The sequence below is a fragment of the Serratia sp. CY71090 genome, from assembly GCF_052166845.1.
Classification (GTDB): domain Bacteria; phylum Pseudomonadota; class Gammaproteobacteria; order Enterobacterales; family Enterobacteriaceae; genus Serratia; species Serratia nematodiphila.
The window spans coordinates 97,196-117,503 of the sequence record NZ_JBJNOA010000002.1 but is presented as its reverse complement, the minus strand read 5'-3'; the positions used below and the strand labels follow the sequence as shown (position 1 = coordinate 117,503).

Sequence of the window (20,308 nt, the reverse complement as noted above, 5' to 3'; positions counted from 1 at the left end):
GTGTGATGTGAAAGTCTTTATCTCTGCGGATATCGAGGGTATCGCCGGCGTGATGCGGCCGGAGCAGTGCAACCCGGCCCATGCTGACTATGCGGCGGCGCGCGAGCTGATGGAGCAGGAGGTCAACGCCGCCATCGACGGCGCTTTTGCCGGCGGCGCCACCGAGGTGACGGTGGCCGACAGCCACGCGATGATGCAGAACCTGCGCGCCGATCGCATCGATGCGCGGGCGCGCCTGGTGCAGGGCAAACCGCGCGGGCTATCGATGGTGGAAGGGCTGCAGCATCAACGTTACGACGGCCTGATGTGTATCGGTTATCACAGCGCCGCCGGAGAACGCGGCGTGCTGGCGCATACCATCAATGGCCGGGCCTTTTACCGCGTCAGCCTGAACGGCGAGGTGGTAGGCGAAAGCGATCTGTATGCGGCGGCGGCGGCCGAGTTGAACGTCCCGCTGTGGCTGGTGAGCGGTGACGACGAGCTGCAACGTTGGATCGCTGAGCGTTATCCGCAATCTGGCTATGTTTGCGTGAAACGCGCCATCTCGCAAACCGCCGCTGAATCGCTCAGCCCTCAGCGGGCGCGGGCGGAGATCCGCGAGCGGGCGATGCAGCAGGTGCGCCAGGGCGCCAGACTGCCGGTGGAGCGCCGCTTCATGCCACCTTACCGGCTGACGTTGATGGCGGCCAAACCGGTGCTGGCGGATCTGTTCAGCCTGGTGCCCGGCGTGCAGCGCCAGGACGCGCTCACCGTGGCCTTCGACAGCGACAACATGGCGGCGCAAATCCGCCTGCTCAGCGTCTTTTCCTCTCTGGCGACGACGCAGAGCTGACCCCCGGTGCGGGTTCCCGCCCGCACCGCACGATTCTCCAACAGAAAATCCCTTATCAAGATTAGGCCTGCTGAATAATAGGCTACGCTAATTATTGCTCTGTTGCGCTATGTCACCTGATCGGCGCGGCAAGCCATTCCCATAACAAGAGTTGTTTCGCCGAAGGCAGTGACGCCTTCGGTTTTTTTGGAGTCATGAGCAATGAGCATATCCCAAGTTCCGCTTTCGCGGCGGCGGTTTATCGTCGGCGCCGGGGCGTTGGTGATCGGCGCCTATCTGCCGTCCACCGGCGCGCTGGCGCGCTCGAACGCCCCGGCCGCCTCCGGCACGGCGGCGTTAGACGCCAACGCCTTCGTTCAGATCGGCGCCGACGGCGTCGTCACCGTCATCAGTAAACACACCGAAGTGGGCCAGGGGGTCTATACCGGCATGGCGACGCTGGTTGCCGAAGAGCTCGACGCCGATTGGGCGCAGGTACGGGTCGTGGCCGCGCCGGTGGACACCAATATCTACAAAAACCTGGCCTTCGGATTCCAGGGGACCGGTGGTTCCAGCTCGGTGGCCAATGCCTATGAGCAAATGCGGCGCATGGGCGCCATGGCGCGCGCGCTGCTGGTGCAGGCCGCCGCGCAGAGCTGGAAAACCTCGGCGCAGGAAATCACCGTGCAGGCGGGCAAGATCCGCCATGCCGCCAGCGGGCGCGAAGCGGGCTTTGGCGAGTTCGCCGCGCTGGCCGCCACGTTGCCGCCGCCCGATCCCGCCAGCCTGACGCTGAAGGACCCGGCCAATTTCACCCTGATCGGCAAAACGCGCGGTTTGCACCGCGTCGATTCGCTGGCGAAAACCAACGGCAGCGCGCAGTTCTCGCAGGATATCCACGAGCCGGACATGCTGACCGTCACCATCAAGAAACCGCCGCGTTTCGGCGGCAAAGTGGCGACCTTCGACGCCGAGCGGGCGCTGGCGGTACCGGGCGTGGTGGCGGTGAAACAGGTTGCCACCGGTGTAGCGGTTTACGCCAAAAACACCTGGGCGGCGATCCAGGGGCGGGAACGGCTGCGGGTCACCTGGGACGATGCGCAGGCCGAACGGCGCAACACCGAGGAGATCTACGCCGAGTTCCGCCAGGTGGCGCAGAAAACCGGCGTGGTGGCGAAGAGCCACGGCAAGCCGGACGAGGTGTTCGATAAGGCCGACAAGGTGATCGAGGCTGAATACACCTTCCCGTACGTCGCCCACGCGCCGATGGAGCCGCTGGACGGCTATCTGTTCTGGGACGGCGAGAGCGTCAAGGCGCGCTACGGTTGCCAAATCCAGACGCTTGACCATAAGCAGCTGTGCGATCTGTTCGAGCTGCCGCCGGAGAAGGTGCAGATTGAAACCATTCTGGCGGGCGGCAGCTTCGGCCGGCGCATCGATTTAGGCAACCCGACGCTGGGGCCGGATCTGGCGGCCGACATGGCGGCGGCGGCCAAGGGCATCGGCCCCGGCCACGGCGTGAAAGTGGTATGGACGCGCGAGGACGACATCCGCAACGGCTGGTATCGCCCGATGATCCTGCACCGCCTGCGCGGCGCCATTCGCGGCGGCAAGGTGGTGGGCTGGACCGATACCGTGGTCGGCCACTCCTGGACGCGCCACAGCGCGATGGATGCGCTGGTGGTCAACGGGCTCGATCAAATGATGGTCGAGGGCGCCAGCGAGGTGTCATACACCTTCGAAGCCTTCCGCTGCGATGCGCACATCGTGCCCGGCAAGGTGCCGACCACCTCGCTGCGGTCGGTCGCCAGCACCCACACCGGCCACGCGGTGGAGAGCTTTATCGATCAGCTGTTGCAGGAAACCGGGCAGGATCCGGTCGAAGGGCGGCTGGCGCTGATGGGCGATGCGCCGCGCGCGGCGGGCGTGCTGCGGGCGGTGGCCAAAGCCGCCGGCTGGCAGGGCGCCAAGGTGGTGGACGGGTGCGCGCGCGGCGTGGGCGTCGCCAAGGCGTTCGATACCTATGTGGCGCAGGTGGCCGAGGTGTCGATCGGCGAAGGCGGCATCCCGAAAGTGCACAAGGTGTGGTGCGCGGTGGACTGCGGCGTGGCGGTGAACCCCGACGTGATCCGCGCGCAGATCGAGGGCGGCATCGGTTACGGCCTCAGCATGGCGCTATACGGCAATATCACGCTGAAAGACGGCGTGGTCGAACAGTCCAATTTCAATAACTTCCGCCCGCTGCGCATCGATGAGATGCCGGAGGTCGAGGTGATCATCGTGCCCTCGACCGAGAAACCGACCGGCGTGGGCGAGCTGGGGGTGCCGACCATCGCCCCGGCGGTCGGCAATGCGCTGGCGCTGCTCGGGCGGCCGCGCACCTCGCTGAGCCTGCCGCTGCATAATCCCACTGCGAATCCGGCGTCTGACAAGGAGAGAACCTGATGATTCATTTAACCGTAAACGATCAGCCGCTGACCTTTGAGGGCGATCCGCACATGCCGCTGCTGTGGTTTTTGCGTGACGAAGCCGGCCTGACCGGCACCAAGTTCGGCTGCGGCATCGCCATGTGCGGCGCCTGTACCGTGCATCTGGACGGCGTGCCGGTGCGTTCGTGCATGACGCCGGTCTCCGCCGCCGTCGGCAAGAAAATCACCACCATCGAAGCCGTGGGCGCCACGCCGGAAGGCAAGGCGGTGCAGGAAGCCTGGCTTGATCTGGACGTGGTGCAGTGCGGTTACTGCCAGTCCGGCCAGATCATGAGCGCCAGCGCGCTGTTGGCGCAAAGCAAGGATCCGAGCGATGCGGACATTGACGCGGCGATGGGCGGCAACGTCTGCCGCTGCGCCACCTATGTGCGCATTCGCGCCGCCATCCACCAGGCCGCCAAGGCGTTGGGTTAGGGAGAGATGCGATGAGCAATGCCTTGAAAGGGCTGTTATGGCTGATTATCGCCGTGGTGGTGTTGGCGGGAGGGTACGCGCTGTATACCCTGCTGCGGCCAACCGGCGCTGAGCCGGCGGCGCCGATCGCCGGGGCGCCGGCCGGCATGACCGACAAACTGGCGCGCGGCGAGTACCTGGCGCGCGCCGCCGACTGCGTGGCGTGCCACACCGCGCCGGGCGGCGCGCCTTATGCGGGCGGCTTCGCCTTCAAATTGCCGTTCGGCACCATTTACGGCACCAACATCACCGCCGACAAGGAGACCGGCATCGGCAACTGGAGCGACGATCAGTTCGTGCGCGCGGTGCGTGAGGGCATCGGACCGCAGGGCAACCTGTATCCGGCGATGCCTTATACCTCGTACACCGGGCTGAGCCGCGATGACGTGCTGGCGATCAAGGATTATCTGTTCAGCCTGCCGCCGGTGAAACAGGCCAACCCGCAAAACGAGCTGTCGTTCCCGTTCAACCAGCGCTGGGGCATGAAATTCTGGAACCTGGCGTTCTTCCATGAGCAGCGCTTCGCGCCGGATCTCAACAAGGATGAACAGTGGAATCGCGGCGCCTATCTGGCGACGGCGCTGGGCCACTGCGGCGAGTGCCATACGCCGCGCAATCTGGGGTTTGGTCTTAACCAGAGCAAGCACCTGAGCGGTGAAGTGGTGCAGGGCTGGTTCGCCGCCAACATCACGCCGGACAAACAGACCGGCATCGGCGGCTGGAGCGACCAGCAGCTGTCGCAATATCTGGCTACCGGTCATGCGCCGGGGCGCAGCAGCGCCGCCGGCCCGATGGCGGAAGCGGTGGAAAACAGCCTGCAGTTCCTGACGCCGGAAGATAATCTGGCGCTGGTGAAATACCTGCGCGACATCGAGCCTATCGCCGGCGACGGCGCGGCGGCGGTGAACCTGCAGCCGAAGGGCGCGGGGGCTTCCACCCCGATCCTGCCGGGCGGGCAAGACAGTTCGCTTGGGCGCCGGGTGTTCGCCAACGACTGCAGCGGTTGCCACCAGTGGAACGGGCCGGGCCGCCAAAGCGAGTACGCATCGCTGGTCGGCAGCTCGGCGGTGAACGATCCGCAGGGGCGCAGCGTGGTGCAGGCCATCCTGAAGGGGACGAGCATCAGCGTCGGCGAGCGGCATGAGATGATGCCGGCGTTCGGCAGCGCCTATTCCGACGAGGAAGTGGCGGCGGTCGCCAACTTTGTGGTCGGCCATTTCGGCGACAAGCAGGGCAAAGTCACCGCCAAACAGGTGGCGGAGCAGCGCAAGCAGTAAAGAAAAGCGGCGAGGGAGCGGCTCCCTCGCCGCGGCGTCAGCGGCTGCGCCGCGACATCACCCGTTTGTCTTTTGGCCGATCCCGCCAGTCTTCAACCTGGTTATTGAAGTTGTCCGCCAGCAGGTAGGCCGGGGTTTTCGCCAGCCAGTCGGACAACGAAATATCCTGATAAATGCCGTTGTCCATCACGATCAAGACCTTCAAATCCTCATCGCCGATGTTCTCGATGTAATGGCCGAAGCCCTGCGGCACGTAACCGACGTCTGAAGGGGCGTACTCTTCCGTCTGCGCGTGGCCGTGCGAGCTGAACACCGTCATGCGGCCTTTGCCGGCAATATAGTATTGCCATTCGTTGGCGTTGGGGTGCCAGTGCAATTCCCGGATCGCGCCGGGTTTCACGATCTCGATGATGCCGGTCATGGTGGTGGAGATGGGGAATTCTTTCGACGACACCAAATGGACGCTGCCCGCGTCATTTTCAAAGAACGGCTTTTGCTTCATTAATTCATAACGGTGGGTCAGCGGGGCGTTATTTAATCCGCCGTCGTTTTTCGGCAATGGCAATGTGGGCGGGATGGCGCCGCCGACAATATAAGCTTCACCCTGTTTGGCCTTGGAAAATACCGCCGCCGGCATGTTGACGCTTTTTTCCAATACCTCTTTCGGCATATGCGCCACCCAATCGGTGATGCTGAAGGTGCCGAATTCGGAGAAATGGCCGTTATCGAACGCCAAAATAAAATGCGCGCCGTCCGCCAACGCCTGAATGGAATGGCCGTAGCCTTTCGGGAAATACCAGACGTCGCCGGGCCCGAAATCCGCCACTTCGCATTTGCCTTCGGGATCGAGAATGGTGATGCGCGCATGGCCCTCCAGCATAAATGCCCATTCGGCGGCGATGGCATGCCAGTGCAGTTCGCGCACGCCACCCGGTTCCAGCGTCATGTCGACGCCGGCCACGCCCTCGGAGATCGGGAATTGCTCGACGGTGGCTTCACGCGCCCAGCCGCTGGGCAGGCTGCGCTTTTTGCTGTCGGTGAATTTATATTTATAGAGATGCTGCGCATCGGCAGGCGGCTGATAGCTGCTGGGGGGCACGATATTGCGATGGTCGTCGGCAGCGGCATTTTTGGCGATGCCGCCAATCATGCCGGCGGCGGCCGCGCTGACGGCGGAGACTTTCAATATATCACGACGCGATAGCATAGCATTTTCTCCAATATAAAGCCGTGCGCCTGCAGAAGCAGGCGACAGGGAAGGCGCGTTCGCCATTGAAATGATTTTTTGTCATCGGCGGAAATAGGCTGTGACCCTTAAATCCTAGCGGCTGGAAGGTATTGCGTAGGCGCTTATTTGTTTGCGTTTGTTACTAAGTGAGTGCAGGTTTAATTAATTAAACGGAAGTTGAATAGTCATTGGATGGAATTAATTTTAGTCGCCGGATAATTTAAATAAATAATAAACGAACGTCATTTTTTATTGGCCGTTTGGGCTATTTTTATGACTGCCCCACGGTCTCCAGCACCAGTTGCCGAAAGCGCTCGACGATCGGCGAGGCCGGACTGCGGCGCAGCGCCAGGTAAAGCGGGGCGCTGAGCTGCGCCTCTGCGGCGAGAGTGCGGTAGACGATGCCGTCGCCGCCCAGCCGCCGCATGGAACCGGGCACGATTGACACCCCCAATCCGGCGCCGACCAGGCTGAGGGTGGCCGGCAGGCGCGGCGCTTCCTGCACGATGCGCGGGCTGAAGCCGGCGCGGTGACAGGCGGCCAGAATGGCGTCGTACAGCCCCTGGCCGGCCGGGCGGCGATAGAGAATAAACGCCTCGTGGGCCAGTTCGGCCAACGGCAGCGGCTGCTGCGTCTCATGCGCCAGCCGATGGCCCAGCGGCAGAGCGACGATCATCGGCTCGCTGAGCACCGGCTCCACGCTCAGGCCGGGAATGCCGTTGGCCGGCGAGCGCACGAAGGCGGCGTCGAGGCGCTGTTCCAGCAACGCCTCCATCAGTTCGCCGCTGCCGGCTTCTTCCAGTTGAGTGGTGATGCCCGGCAGGATGTCGCGGTAGCGGCGCAGCAGGTTGGGCACGAACGGGTGCAGCGCGGCGGAACTGGTGAAACCGATGGCGATATGGCCCTGCTCGCCGCGGGCGGCGCGCTGCACCGCTTCCCGCAGGCGTTCGGCGCGCGCCAGCAGGGCGCGGGCTTCTTCGAACAGCACGCCGCCCGCTTCGGTGACGCGCACGCCGCGCGGCAATCGCTGCAACAATTTCACGCCCAATTCATCTTCCAACCCCTGTAATAAACGGGTCAGCGGCGGCTGCTGGATAAACAGCCGCTCGGCGGCGCGGGTGATGTTGCCTTCTTCCACCACGGTGACGAACGCCCGCAGGCGACGCAGTTCGATCATAGCCATACCTCAAAGGTATCTTTAGTAGTTCCGGAATGCATTAGACATCATGGCACGGCGGCGCGCATGATACCAGACATCAAAACAAGCGATGTGGAACGGCAATGTCATGTCAGATATCAATACGTTAAAACCGCACCCGGCGGCAGCGCCGGGCAACGCGGCGCTGTTTTTGGGCTTTCTGTGGTTGGGGCTGATCGGCTTCGGCGGTGTGCTGCCGATGGCGCGCAGCATGTTGGTGGAGCGGCGGCGCTGGCTGAGCGGCGAACAGTTCACCGAGCTGCTCGGGCTGTGCCAGTTTCTGCCCGGCGGCAACGTGATCAACCTGTCGGTAGCGGTGGGCATGGAGTTTCGCGGGCTGCGCGGCGCGCTGTGCGCCTTGCTGGGCCTCATCAGTGCGCCGACGGCGATTGTGGTGGGGCTGGGCGTGGTGTACGCCCGTTTCCAAAACGATCCTCATGTGCAGCATGTGTTCGCCGGTCTGGCCGCCGCCGCCGCCGGGTTGCTGCTCTCGACCGGGATTAAGATGCTGCTGCCGCTGCGCGGCAAGTGGGCGGCGCTGGCGATTGTGGCGCTGGCGCTGATCGCCATTGCCTGGCTGCGCTTGCCGCTGTTGCCGACCATGCTGGTGCTGGCGCCGCTGAGCATTCTGCTGATGTGGCGGTGGCCGTCATGAGCGGGGTGTTGATGGCGTTGGCGCTGATCTTTACCGAGCTCTCTCTGCTGGCGTTCGGCGGCGGCATGACCATTCTGCCGGAGATGCAGCGGCAGGTGGTGGAGGTGCATCAGTGGATGAGCGCCCAGGAGTTCAGCGCGCTGTTCGCCATGGCGCAGGCCGCGCCGGGGCCGAACATGATGATCGTGCCGCTGGTCGGTTGGCACGTGGCCGGCTGGGCGGGGCTGCTGGTGTCTTCGATCGCCAAGTTCGGGCCGTCTTCCATCGTCACGCTGCTGGTGATGGGGGCCTGGCGGCGCTTTAAGGATCGTCCGTGGCGCCGCATCGTGCAGGCCGGGCTGGTGCCGCTGACCGTGGGGCTGGTGGCGGCCAGCGGCCTTTTGATCGCCGAGGCTTCCGCGCCCAATTGGCGGCTGGCGGCGATCGTGGCGCTGGCGACGGGGTTGAGCATGAGCAAGCGCCTCCATCCGCTGTGGGTGCTGGCCGGTGGCGCGCTGCTCGGCTTGCTGTTCGCCTGAAGGATTAGCGCGGGATCAGCACAAAGCGCGAAGGGCCGTTGCGGTCGATCAGCTCATAGCGTTTCGGCGCGGTCAGGGCCAGAAACGCCACCATGCTCCCTTCGGCGTCGGTCAGCGTCATGCCGTCCGGCGTCGGCCGCCAGGCGACCGGCAGCGCGTGCAGCGCCAGCGGCTGCAGGCATTCGGCTGAGGCGCTGAAGCGGAAGGCGTTGGTGTTGGCTACCGCTTCGTCGCTCAGCTGCACCTCGCAGACGGTTTTACCGTCGCCGATGGCGGCGAGCTGCCAGTCGCCCTTCAGCGCGGCGGGTTCCAGCAACGGCAGTGAACTGCCCAGGGCACTGCTGCACAATACGCTCATAACGACTCCTGTCAGGCTGGCGCGGCGCAAGGCGCGCATAAGGAAATGGGTTGGCATCGGGTCACTCCTTTCGGCTGTCCGTTCACACCTTAGCACGTTCCCGGCGGGATGATGAGGCAAGGATTAGGTTTTTTAATCCTCGATAATTCTGATCTAACCGGCGATAACATGCCCAAAAAGACGAGTCATTAGCCCGCCGATACGTTTATCTTTCTCATTAATACTGCGCTAATACAAATCGTTATGATTATTTCCGCCTTAACGCCCGGCGCGGTGATGCGCGGCGGCGTGGGCTCGCGCCGTCGGGGTTAATTACTATACTGGTCAATCCTAAGCCATGGCTTAGATTAAAACGACTGATGAATAGTCTTACAAAGCGAGTGGATTCCTACTGTGTAAAAGGAGAATGCAATGAGCAGTCGCCACAACGACATTTTGCAAGATGACGATGAGTTCACCAGCCTGGCCGCCACATCCCCCAACGATCACAACTATCAGTTTTACTATCATCAGCCCGGCAGCCCCTATGACGGATTGGGCTACGGCGCGCTGTTCACGCTGGACAACGCTAACCTGTACAGCAACCAGCGCGGCGGGGCAGCCATCAACAACCTGGGTAAAATCCGCGATAACTTCAGCTTCGATCGCGCCGCCGATCAGCTGACGCGGCCGGGCCTGACGCACAACGGCGATCAGGCGTATCACCAGCCGGTGGCGCTGACCTATTCCTTCCTGACGCAGAGCGCGCTGAACCGCATCGGCCAGACCGGCGACGGCGACAAGGGGCTGCAGCCGCTGACCCTGGCGGCGCAGGCTCAGGCGCTGAAATCGATGCAGGCCTGGGCCGATGTGGCGAACGTAACCTTTACTGCGGCGGCGTCCACCGACATCAACCACCGCGCGGATATTACCTTCGCTTACTTCACCCAGCGCGCCGACGGCAGCACCGCCGCCGGCAGCGGCCCGAATGCCATCAACGCGTACGCCTATTATCCGCCTAGCTCCAAAGCGGGCAGCGATAACGCCTTCGCCGGCACGGTGTGGTTCAACAAAAATTTCGCCACCCATAAGGCGCCGGTTAGCGGCGACTTCAGCAGCCAGACCTTCACCCACGAGCTGGGGCATGCCCTGGGGCTGGCGCACCCGGGATCTTATGACGCGTCGCTGGGCAACCCGAGCTACCAGAACGACGCGGCTTATTATCAGGATTCGCTGCAATACTCGATCATGAGCTATTTCAACGCCGGTTACACCGGCGCCGACACCAAAGGGGTGTATGGCTATGGCCCGATGGTGGATGACATCGCCGCGATCCAAAAATTGTACGGCGCCAACATGAGCACCCGCACCGGCGACACGGTGTACGGCTTCAACTCCAACACCGGGCGCGATTTCCTGACCGCCACGGCGGACAACGGCAAACCGGTCAACTTCGCGGTGTGGGACGCCGGCGGCAACGACACGCTGGACTTCTCCGGCTACAGCCAGCAGCAGATGATCAACCTGAACGACGGCGCGTTCTCCAGCGTCGGCGGCGGCACGCAGAACGTCGCCATCGCGCGCGGGGCGATCATCGAGAACGCCATCGGCGGCAGCGGGCGCGATCTGATCATCGGCAACGATCAGGACAACCTGCTGGCGGGCAACGCCGGTTCCGATATCCTGTACGGTGGGCTGGGGGCGGATCATCTGTGGGGCGGCAAAGACGCCAACAACTTCACCGACTATTTCGTCTATCTCAACGCCAAAGAGTCCACGGTGGCGGCGTTCGACGTGATTGAAGACTTCGAGCACGGCATCGACAAGATCGATCTCTCCGGCCTGCGCTTCAACAACAGCCTGAGCGAGCTGCGCTTTATCGACAGCGGCAGCGCCTTCAGCGGCCAGAAAGGCGAGATCCAGCTCAACTTCGACGCCTTCAACGGCACCACCGATCTGTTGATGAACACCCAGAGCAACAGCTACGCCGCCGACTTCAAGATCCACGTGGTCGGGCAGGTGGAGCAGAGCGATATTCTGTTTGCCTGAGGGCGAGGAAGGAAAAGAGAAAAGGGCCGAACGGCCCTTTTTTTACGACTGGGCCGCCGCCGCGCTTTCCACCGTGAAGTCGCCGGTGGCCACCTCGCCGGCGCGGCGGTAGTGGGCCACGATCACGCCGCCGGGTGAGACCACCGATTGGGTCAGCGTGAAGGCCGCCGGCGCGGCGTTGTCATCGAACAGCCGCTTGCCTGCGCCGAGCAGCACCGGGTAGGTAAGCAGGCGCAGTTCGTCCACCAGATCGTTGGCCAGCAGCTGTTGCATCAGCGTGCTGCTGCCCTGCACCAGCAGCACCGGCCCCTGAGCGCGCTTCAGCTCGCGCAGCCGGGCGATGATGTCCCGCCCCAGCCACTGGCTGTTCTCCCACGCCAGCGTCTCGCCGTGGTGGGTGGCGACGTACTTGGTGGCCTGATTGAACACGCGGGCGATATCGGCCGAAAACGGGTCGGCCTCGTCGGTGATCTGCGGCCAGTAGCCGGCGAAGATATCGTAGGTGCGCCGTCCGAGCAGCAGATCGAAAGGCGCAGAGAAAAGATCGCTCATCGTTTCCGCGACGGCGTCATCCCAGTAGGGGGCGGTCCAGCCGCCGAAGCGAAAGCCGCCGCTGCGGTCTTCGTCCTGCCCGCCCGGCGCCTGCATCACGCCGTCGAGGCTGACGAACGCGCTGGCAATAATCTGTCGCATGGCTGTCTCCTGCAATTGAGTGCCAGCTGAAAGTTTAGCCGCCGTGCAGCGGCTGCGCCAACGGCCGCTCAGGGTTGCAGCGCCTTGAGCAACGCCTGATGGAAGCGCTCCGGCTCCTCCATCTGCGGCGCGTGGCCGAACCCTGCGAACTCGATCAGCGTGGCGTGCGGGATCAGTTTCGCCGCCTGTTTGCCTAACACGTCATAATGCCCGATTTTGGCCTTGACTGCCGGCGGGGCGATATCGCTGCCGATGGCGGTGGTGTCGGCGGTGCCGATCATCAGCGTGGTGGGCGTTTGCAGATCCTTGAACTCGTAATACACCGGCTGGGTGAAAATCATGTCATAGATCAGCGCCGAGTTCCACGCCACCAGGCGATGGCCCGGCCCGTTGTTCAGCCCGGCCAGCATGTCCACCCAGCGATCGTACTCCGGCTTCCAGCGGCCGCCGTAGTAAGTGTGCTGCTCATAATTGCGGATGCTCTCAGCGGAGGTGTTCAGCTCGCGCGCGAACCATTGATCGACGCTGCGCCACGGCACGCCTTTCGCCTTCCAGTCCTCAAGGCCGATCGGGTTGACCATCACCAGCCGTTCCACCGCCTGCGGGTACATCAGGCTGTAGCGCGTGGCCAGCATGCCGCCGGTGGAGTGGCCGATGACGATGGCCTTGCTGATGTTCAGGTTCTGCAGCAGGCCGTGGGTATTTTGCGCCAGCTGCTGGAAGCTGTACTGGTAATGCGCCGGCTTGGTGGAGGAACAAAAGCCGATCTGATCCGGCGCGATCACGCGATAACCGGCCTTGCTCAGCGCCTTGATGGTGTCCTGCCAGGTGGCGGCGCAGAAGTTTTTACCGTGCAGCAACAGCGCGGTGCGGCCGTTGGCGGTGCCTTCCGGCGGCACGTCCATATAGCCCATTTTTAACGGCTGCCCCTGCGAGGTGAAGCTGAACTGCTGCAACGGGTAGGGGTAGTGAAAGCCCTGCAGCTCCGGGCCGAACGTCGGCGTTTCGGCGGCACCGGCGGCGAACGCGGCCAGCGCGGCGCACAGCAGCGCGCTACGGGTGAATCTCAGCATCCTGATCTCCTGAAAAACGGACGAAAGCCGAGTATAGCCATAATCGGCGCGGCGGCGCGCCGGTGGATTCAGATAATTCTGTAATATGACGGTTTGATTCCCGGCCAGATTCCGGCACCGCTCTTTTGCACAGTGAACGCGGTCACGCCGCGCAACATTCGCCGTATCTGATGGTTTTATTTCAAGGCTAAGTTATGCGATGCTTAAGCATTATTTATGCAAAAGGATCCTCGCATGTCCGCTTTATCCCGCTGCGCTTTTAGCGAAGGCAGCGTCGCTTTGCCGGAAGGCTATGCCGATCGCACGGTCAACGTCCTGTTGGCCGGCGATGATGTTTCCCCCTCAGTCAATATTTCCCGCGATGCGCTGCAGCCGGCGGAGAATCTGGAAAGCTACGTCACCCGCCAGCTCGATGCGCTGGCGCAGGGGCTGAAAGGCTGGGCGTTCAAAAGCCGCGAACCGGCGACGTTGGGCGATGGGCTGGCCGCCGGTGAGTGGGTGCGCGCCAGCTACCTGCGCGACGGCAAACGCATCTGGCAGAACCAGGCGGTGTTCGCGCTGGCGGAGGGCCGGGTGCTGGTGTTCACCCTGGCGATGGCGCGCAAGCTGACGCCGCAAGACGACGCGCTGCTGCAGCAGGTGCTGAACAGCTACCGGGCGGCCTAACGATGAACTCTTTGCGTAAAAGGAACTTACGATGACCGAAGCGGCTCGCGTCGGCGATACCATCGGGCATTCCCATGCCCTGGCCGGCATGATTGCCGGCACCCTTGTCGGCGGCCTGATCGCCGCCGCAGGCGCATTGGCGGCGGGTGCGCTGTTCGTCGCCGGCCTGGCGGCTTCCTGTATCGGCGTCGGCGTGCTGCTTATCGGCGCCAGCCTGGCGGTGGGGTATCTCACCGGGGAGGCGGCCACCGCGGCGCGCGACGGCATTGCCGACGCCGGTGCCGGTAGCCTGACCCCCAAAGGCAATATCGTCACCGGCTCCCCCAACGTCTTCATCAACGGCAAACCCGCTGCGCTCGCCACCAACAGCCAGGTGGCCTGCAGCGACGACGGCCCGAGCATGCAGATGGCGCAGGGCTCCGACAAGGTCAGCATCAACGGCCAGCCCGCCTCGCGCGTGGGGGACAAAACCAACTGCGACGCGCAGGTGATGGAAGGCTCGCCCAACGTGTTTATCGGCGGCGGCACCGTCACCACCTTGCCGATCAAGCCCGAAGTGCCGGATTGGCTGTACAAGGTCTCTGACCTGACGCTGCTGTTCGCCGGCCTGGTGGGCGGCGTGGGCGGCGCCGCCGGCAAGCTGGGGGCGCTCGGCAAACTGCTGGGCAAGCTGCCCGGCATCAACAAACTGGCGCGCATCGCCTGCCGCGCCGGCACCCTGATGACCGCCACCGCCGCGGTCGGCATTATCGCCCGGCCGGTGGATATCGTCAGCGGCCAGAAATTCCTCGACGGCGAAGACGATCTCGATTTCGTGCTGCCTTCGCGCCTGCCGGTCGCCTGGCAGCGCTATTGGCGCAGCGGCAACCCCGGCGACGGCGTACTGGGCCGCGGCTGGAACCTGTTCTGGGAGAGCAGCCTGCAGCCGTATCAGGACGGCCTGGTGTGGCGTGCGCCTTCCGGCGACTTCGTCGCTTTCCCTAGGGTGCCGCGCGGCCACAAAACCTACTGCGAAGCCGAAAAATGCTGGCTGATGCACAACGACGACGGCAGCTGGCAGCTGTTTGACGTCGGCGAACAGATTTTCCACTACCCGCCGCTGGCGGGCGACCAGCCGAGCCGGCTGAGCATGATCACCGACGCCATCGGCAACGCCACCTCGCTGTTCTACGACGATGAGGGACTGCTGAGCGAACTGGTGGACAGCGCCGGGCAGCGCCTGATGTGCCGCTATGCGCAGGGCCGCCTGCGTGAAGTGGCGCTGCAAACCGCCGACGGTGAACGAACGCTGGCGCGCTACGGTTACGATGAGCAGGGCCAACTGACGACGGTGAGCAACCGCGCCGGTGAGGTGACGCGGCGCTTTGGCTGGCGCGACGGCCTGATGATCAGCCACCAGGACGCCGCCGGGCTGCTGAACGAATACCAATGGCAAGAGATCGACGGCGTGCCGCGCGTGACGGCCTACCGCAACAGCGCCGGGGAATCCCTTGAGTTCGGCTATGACTTCGCCGGCGGGCGCCGCAGCGCGGTGCGCGGCGACGGCAAACGGGCGGAGTGGCGGCTGGATGACGACGACAACGTGGCGCAGTACACCGATTTCGACCAGCGCCGCTACGGTTTCATCTACCAACGCGGCGAGCTGTGCAGCGTGCTGCTGCCCGGCGGCGCGCAGCGCCAGAGCGAATGGGATCCTTACGGCCGCCTGCTGTCGGAGACCGATCCGCTCGGCCGCGTGACGCGCTATCAATATTCGCGCAACAGCGGCCGGCTGTTCGCCGTCGCCTACCCGGACGGCAGCAGTGAGGCGCAGCATTGGGACACGCTGGGGCGCCCGACGCGCTATGTCGATGCGCTGGGCAACGCCACGCTGTACCGCTATCCGGATGACGAAGAGAGCCTGCCCGCTAGTGTGATCGACGCGCTGGGCGGGGAAGTGAAGCTGGAGTGGGACGCCCGCGGCCAGCTGACGCGCTACACCGACTGTTCCGGCAGCGTAACGGCTTATACCTACGATGCGCTGGGGCAACTGACGACGCAGACCGATGCCGAAGGCCATCAGACGCGCTACTTGTGGGATAACGGCGGCCGCCTGCATACCCTGATCCACCCGGACGGCGGCGAAGAGCGCTTTAACTGGAATGCGCACGGCCAGCTGGCCGTGCATCAGGATGCGTTGGGCAGCCTGACCCGCTGGCAGTACAACGCCCTGGGGCTGCCGGTCAGCATTACCGATCGCATCAACCGCACCCGGCGCTATCACTACAGCCCACAGGGCTGGCTGACGCGGCTGGATAACGGCAACGGCGGCGAATACCGCTTCGGCTACGACGCGGTCGGCCGCGTGCTGGCTGAAGAGCGCCCGGACGACACCCGCCACTATTATCGCTACGGCGCGGCCGGGCTGCTGGAGGAGCACCGCGAGGTCGGCCAGCCGGGCAGCGCAGGCGAACTGACGCAGCGCGAACAGCGCTTCCGCTTCGACGAGGCCGGGCAACTGGTCTGGCGCGGCAACGCCAGCGCGGAATGGCATTACCGTTTCGACGCCATGGGGCGGCTGCAAGAGCTGAACCGCCTGCCGACGGCGAGCGGCGCGGCGCTGGGCATCGAGCCGGACAGCGTGCAGATGCGCTATGACGCCGCCGGGCGGCTGCTCGGCGAGCAGGGCGTGAACGGCGAGCTGCAATACCAATGGGATGCGCTGGCCAACCTGCAGGCGCTGACGCTGCCGCAGGGCGATCGCCTGCAGTGGCTGTATTACGGCTCCGGCCACGCCAGCGCCATCAAATTCAACCAGCAGGTGGTGAGCGAATTCACCCGCGATCGCCTGCACCGGGAAACCGGCCGCAGCCAGGGCGCGCTGCAGCAGCAGCGGCGTTACGACGCCCTGGGCCGCCGCAGCTGGCAGAGCAGCGCCTTTGGCCACGACAAATTGACCCGGCCGGAAGACGGCGTGCTGTGGCGCGCTTATCGCTACACCGGCCGCGGCGAGCTGGCCGGGGTGAGCGACGCGCTGCGCGGCGAAGTGCACTACGGTTACGACGCCGAAGGCCGCCTGCTGCAACACCGCGAACCCAATCAGGGCAAACCGGGTGCGCGGCTGGTGTACGATCTGGCGGATAACCTGCTGGGCGAACGCAGCCCGCAGAGCGACATCGACGCGCACCTGCCGCTGGCGCCGATCGCCGATAACCGCCTGAGGCACTGGCAAAAACTGTTTTACCGTTACGACGCCTGGGGCAACCTGATCAGCCGGCGCAACGGCCTGTACGAACAGCACTACCGCTACGACGCCGACAATCGGCTGGTGCAGGCGCACGGCCGCGGCCCGCAGGGCGAGTTCGAGGCGCAGTATCATTACGACGCGCTGGGCCGCCGCAGCCGCAAAACGGTGCGCTACAAAGGCAAAACCGAACAGACGACCCGTTTCCTGTGGCAGGGTTACCGGTTGCTGCAGGAGCAGCGCGACGACGGCAGCCGCCGCAGCTGGAGCTACGATCCGGCCAGCCCGTGGAGCCCGCTGGCGGCGCTGGAGCAGGCGGGCGACAGCCGCTCGGCAGATATTTACTGGTATCACACCGATCTGAACAGCGCGCCGTTGGAAGTGACCGACGCAGCGGGCAACCTGTGCTGGTCCGGGCAGTACGACACCTTCGGCAAGCTGCAGGGCCAGACGGTGGCCGGCGCGGCGAAGCGGCAGGGCGCGCAATATCAGCAGCCGCTGCGCTACGCCGGGCAATATCAGGACGACGAAAGCGGCCTGCACTATAACCTGTTCCGCTACTACGAACCCGAGGTGGGGCGTTTTACCACGCAGGATCCGATAGGGTTGCGTGGCGGGTTGAACCTGTATCAGTATGCGCCGAACCCGCTGATGTGGGTGGATCCGTTTGGGTTGACTGAGGTTACTGTTGGTCGCTGGATGGGACCGGCAGAATATGAAAAAATGGTTTCCACAGGTAAGGTTGTGCAAAGCACAACGGGAACAACCCATGTAGCATCACCTGCAAATGTTGATGCGTTTGGAAAACAAGCTAAACCGGGTACTATGTACGTTGAATTCGAAGTGCCTGAACGATCATTAATCAAGACAAATGAAGGTTGGGCAAAAATAGTTGGCCCTGACTCGTTGGAGGGGCGATTAGCCAAACGTAAGGGGCTACCAGTACCAGAAATGCCGACTGTGAAAAACATTGAGGTTAAGGCTCATAAAACAGAATCAGGAATTTCAACATGCTCAAAAAAATAAGTGATTGGATCTTATCCAATAGCCATTATGAAGTTAAGTACAATGCTAATGATTTTACAGATAGTCTGGTTGTTGATATAGATGACGATACGAAGATTGCGCGTTTTACGGTGTGGGATGATGCATCTTGTATGTTGGAGATCATTGATGTTGAAACCGGGAACTATATAATTAATGAACGAAGAGAATTATCAGACGAGGAAACAGTAATAGAAGCATTTAAAGAGTTTGTATCGTTGCTTAGAACTTAGTTATAAAGATTATTGATCTGATTTTGATTTGCTAATTTTAAATGCTCGGCTTTATGCACTGATGGACTTTTAAATAACGATCCGGCGAGCCCGCTGGCGGCGTTGGAGCTGGCGGGTGACAGCCGCTCGGCGGATATTTACTGGTATCAAACCGATCTGAATAGCGCGCCGCTGGAGGTGACCAACGCGGCGAAGCGGCAGGGCGCGCAATATCAGCAGCCGCTGCGCTACGCCGGGCAATATCAGGACGACGAAAGCGGCCTGCACTACAACCTGTTCCGCTACTACGAACCCGAGGTGGGGCGTTTCACCACGCAGGATCCGATAGGGCTGCGCGGCGGGTTGAACCTGTATCAGTATGCGCCGAACCCGCTGATGTGGGTGGATCCGTTTGGGTTATCTGTAGAAGGAGTTCCACATGGCTTTAATAGTTTCGGCCAATTTAAACAGTTCGGTGAAGCATTACAGGCAGGAATGAGTAAATTAGGATATCCCGGCACAGTTTCATATATGCAAGGAAGCTCCGTATCGGGGGTAAGTTTCTCTACAGGTCAACCATTTGATGTTGGCCGTGTTAGTGATTTTGACGTTGCTATTTCACATCCTGAGCTATATCAAAAAGCAGAGCAGCTGGGAATAGGAAAAGGAGGGCGCACTGGACCAATTGATATGGGTAGTGAAATGGCTAAGAAATTAGGTATTGATGATACATTGCAAAAATTATCCAAAATGTCAGGAGGTAGACCTGTGAACGCAATGGTCTTTGAGTCTGCTGCTGAAGTTAAGGCTAAAGGAAAGGGAACTAGAATACCTGGTAAATGTGGTGGATAAATTATGAAAAAATTATATTTTTTAAAATATGGTAGTATTATATCAAAAAAAGAAGCGAGCAAATTACTGGACGATAAATGGGATATAACTTGTTCGGAGTATGATAGCTCCTATTTTGGTGTTTACTTTGCATATGCTGGCCTTTATGCGGACAAGTTAACCATTACTGATAATTATATTCCTCACTCTAATGAGTGGTTAGAGGAAGATAACAAAGAGTTTAGCACGATAATTAAGGTGTCTTTCACTAATGGGAAGAATCCAGAAAAACTCAGCAGGTACAAATTCTTGAAGAATGCGTTTAATCAACTTGATGGATTATCGATCATAAGTGATGAGTGCATCGAAGAAGAGTGACCGACAAGCTGCGAAAGGATCCTTTCTTTGGGGCTCTTTAGTGTGCAGTATTAAATATGAGATATAAGATCAAAGCTTGAAAAGGAGATATTAGGTTCTTTAAAAATAAAAAAGGAAGAGTAAAAACATTAGATTGTTAGTTGCATCAAAGGCCGCCTGCTGCAACACCGCGAACCCAATCAGGGCAAACCGGGCGCGCGGCTGGTGTACGATCTGGCGGATAACCTGCTGGGTGAGCGCAGCCCGCAGAGCGACATCGACGCGCACCTGCCGCTGGCGCCGATCGCCGACAACCGCCTGACGCACTGGCAAAAACTGTTTTACCGTTACGACGCCTGGGGCAACCTGATCAGCCGGCGCAACGGCCTGTACGAACAGCACTACCGCTACGACGCCAATCGGCTGGTGCAGGCGCACGGCCGCGGCCCGCAGGGCGAGTTCGAGGCGCAGTACCATTACGACGCGCTGGGCCGCCGCAGCCGCAAAACGGTGCGCTACAGGGGCAAAACCGAACAGACGACCCGTTTCCTGTGGCAGGGCTACCGGTTGCTGCAGGAGCAGCGTGACGACGGCAGCCGCCGCAGCTGGAGCTACGATCCGGCCAGCCCGTGGAGCCCGCTGGCGGCGCTGGAGCAGGCGGGCGACAGCCGCTCGGCGGATATTTACTGGTATCACACCGATCTGAACAGCGCGCCGCTGGAGGTGACTGACGCGGCGGGCAACCTGTGCTGGTCCGGGCAATACGACACCTTCGGCAAGCTGCAGGGCCAGACGGTGGCCGGTGCGGCGAAGCGGCAGGGCGCGCAATATCAGCAGCCGCTGCGCTACGCCGGGCAATATCAGGACGACGAAAGCGGCCTGCACTACAACCTGTTCCGCTACTACGAACCCGAGGTGGGGCGTTTCACCACGCAGGATCCGATAGGGCTGCGCGGCGGGCTGAACCTTTATCAGTATGCGTCGAACCCGCTGATGTGGGTGGATCCGTTGGGGTTGAAAGTACTATATCGAGGCATGAGTCTCGATGAGTACAATAGTTTGATGAATGAGGGATGGAAAGCAGGCCAAGGAACGATGGAGGGGAAATGGTTCGCTGAGTCTTATAAAGATGCAGTTACGTGGGGTAACAAAATGGGGCATGGGGGCGATGTTTTTAGAGTCGTACAAATTGAT

Annotated in this window: 16 protein-coding genes and 2 pseudogenes; 13 read left to right on the top strand and 5 right to left on the bottom strand. The window is 62.0% G+C overall.

Annotation, left to right across the window (positions count from 1 at the left end; genetic code table 11):
• The first annotated feature begins 7 nt into the window (after positions 1-7).
• The 4 genes from ACJ8OK_RS06170 (at position 8) to ACJ8OK_RS06155 (ending at position 5,030) form a co-directional block, all read left to right on the top strand.
• On the top strand, positions 8-832 hold the full coding sequence (locus ACJ8OK_RS06170; protein WP_015377804.1) for a M55 family metallopeptidase: 825 nt from the start codon (positions 8-10) through the stop codon (positions 830-832).
• 201 nt (positions 833-1,033) lie between these two features.
• Complete coding sequence (locus ACJ8OK_RS06165; RefSeq protein WP_442530456.1) at positions 1,034-3,256, top strand: molybdopterin cofactor-binding domain-containing protein; 2,223 nt, start codon at positions 1,034-1,036, stop codon at positions 3,254-3,256.
• Positions 3,256-3,714 (top strand): (2Fe-2S)-binding protein, encoded by a 459-nt coding sequence (locus ACJ8OK_RS06160; RefSeq protein ID WP_004940763.1) that lies wholly within the window; start codon positions 3,256-3,258, stop codon positions 3,712-3,714. Before ACJ8OK_RS06165 ends, ACJ8OK_RS06160 begins: the two co-directional genes overlap by 1 nt.
• A gap of 11 nt (positions 3,715-3,725) precedes the next feature.
• Complete coding sequence (locus ACJ8OK_RS06155; RefSeq protein WP_442530455.1) at positions 3,726-5,030, top strand: c-type cytochrome; 1,305 nt, start codon at positions 3,726-3,728, stop codon at positions 5,028-5,030.
• Positions 5,031-5,067: 37 nt separating this feature from the next.
• Here ACJ8OK_RS06155 and ACJ8OK_RS06150 read toward each other — a convergent pair whose 3' ends face one another.
• A complete protein-coding gene (locus ACJ8OK_RS06150; protein WP_085058669.1) occupies positions 5,068-6,237 on the bottom strand; it encodes a cupin domain-containing protein in 1,170 nt (389 codons plus the stop codon).
• A gap of 292 nt (positions 6,238-6,529) precedes the next feature.
• The gene (locus tag ACJ8OK_RS06145; RefSeq protein ID WP_033633109.1) at positions 6,530-7,441 is read right to left on the bottom strand and encodes a LysR family transcriptional regulator; all 912 of its coding nucleotides are present in this window, start codon (positions 7,439-7,441) and stop codon (positions 6,530-6,532) included.
• 103 nt (positions 7,442-7,544) lie between these two features.
• On the opposite strand from ACJ8OK_RS06145, the gene ACJ8OK_RS06140 reads away from it, so the two are divergent.
• Positions 7,545-8,111, top strand: coding sequence for a chromate transporter (locus ACJ8OK_RS06140; RefSeq protein WP_033633658.1), 567 nt, complete (start codon positions 7,545-7,547; stop codon positions 8,109-8,111).
• Positions 8,108-8,629, top strand: a complete 522-nt coding sequence (locus tag ACJ8OK_RS06135) for a chromate transporter (RefSeq protein WP_033633108.1) — start codon at positions 8,108-8,110, stop codon at positions 8,627-8,629. Before ACJ8OK_RS06140 ends, ACJ8OK_RS06135 begins: the two co-directional genes overlap by 4 nt.
• Before the next feature lie 4 nt (positions 8,630-8,633).
• Here the strand turns inward: ACJ8OK_RS06135 and ACJ8OK_RS06130 are convergent, their stop codons facing one another.
• A complete protein-coding gene (locus tag ACJ8OK_RS06130; RefSeq protein WP_004940750.1) occupies positions 8,634-8,987 on the bottom strand; it encodes an AprI/Inh family metalloprotease inhibitor in 354 nt (117 codons plus the stop codon).
• A gap of 411 nt (positions 8,988-9,398) precedes the next feature.
• Here ACJ8OK_RS06130 and ACJ8OK_RS06125 point away from each other — a divergent pair, with 411 nt between their 5' ends.
• A complete protein-coding gene (locus ACJ8OK_RS06125; RefSeq protein WP_242141697.1) occupies positions 9,399-11,015 on the top strand; it encodes a serralysin family metalloprotease in 1,617 nt (538 codons plus the stop codon).
• A gap of 42 nt (positions 11,016-11,057) precedes the next feature.
• Here ACJ8OK_RS06125 and ACJ8OK_RS06120 read toward each other — a convergent pair whose 3' ends face one another.
• Entirely contained in the window at positions 11,058-11,708 is a 651-nt protein-coding gene (locus tag ACJ8OK_RS06120; RefSeq protein WP_437198965.1) for a dihydrofolate reductase family protein, read from the bottom strand.
• Positions 11,709-11,776: 68 nt separating this feature from the next.
• The gene (locus ACJ8OK_RS06115) at positions 11,777-12,781 is read right to left on the bottom strand and encodes an alpha/beta fold hydrolase (RefSeq protein ID WP_437198963.1); all 1,005 of its coding nucleotides are present in this window, start codon (positions 12,779-12,781) and stop codon (positions 11,777-11,779) included.
• Between the two features lie 234 nt (positions 12,782-13,015).
• On the opposite strand from ACJ8OK_RS06115, the gene ACJ8OK_RS06110 reads away from it, so the two are divergent.
• From ACJ8OK_RS06110 to ACJ8OK_RS06085, 6 genes and pseudogenes are all read left to right on the top strand, one after another.
• The gene (locus ACJ8OK_RS06110) at positions 13,016-13,447 is read left to right on the top strand and encodes a DcrB-related protein (protein WP_033633102.1); all 432 of its coding nucleotides are present in this window, start codon (positions 13,016-13,018) and stop codon (positions 13,445-13,447) included.
• Between the two features lie 31 nt (positions 13,448-13,478).
• Entirely contained in the window at positions 13,479-17,696 is a 4,218-nt protein-coding gene (locus ACJ8OK_RS06105) for a TreTu family toxin (RefSeq protein WP_442530454.1), read from the top strand.
• Positions 17,681-17,947, top strand: coding sequence for an immunity protein TriTu family protein (locus ACJ8OK_RS06100; protein ID WP_041035036.1), 267 nt, complete (start codon positions 17,681-17,683; stop codon positions 17,945-17,947). The genes ACJ8OK_RS06105 and ACJ8OK_RS06100 overlap by 16 nt, the downstream gene beginning before the upstream one ends.
• An 81-nt stretch (positions 17,948-18,028) precedes the next feature.
• Positions 18,029-18,778, top strand: a pseudogene (locus tag ACJ8OK_RS06095) (RHS repeat-associated core domain-containing protein); the annotation flags it as partial.
• 3 nt (positions 18,779-18,781) lie between these two features.
• Positions 18,782-19,135 (top strand): hypothetical protein, encoded by a 354-nt coding sequence (locus ACJ8OK_RS06090; RefSeq protein ID WP_442530453.1) that lies wholly within the window; start codon positions 18,782-18,784, stop codon positions 19,133-19,135.
• Positions 19,136-19,282: 147 nt separating this feature from the next.
• A pseudogene (locus ACJ8OK_RS06085) lies at positions 19,283-20,137 on the top strand (RHS repeat domain-containing protein); the annotation flags it as partial.
• Positions 20,138-20,308: the final 171 nt, after the last annotated feature.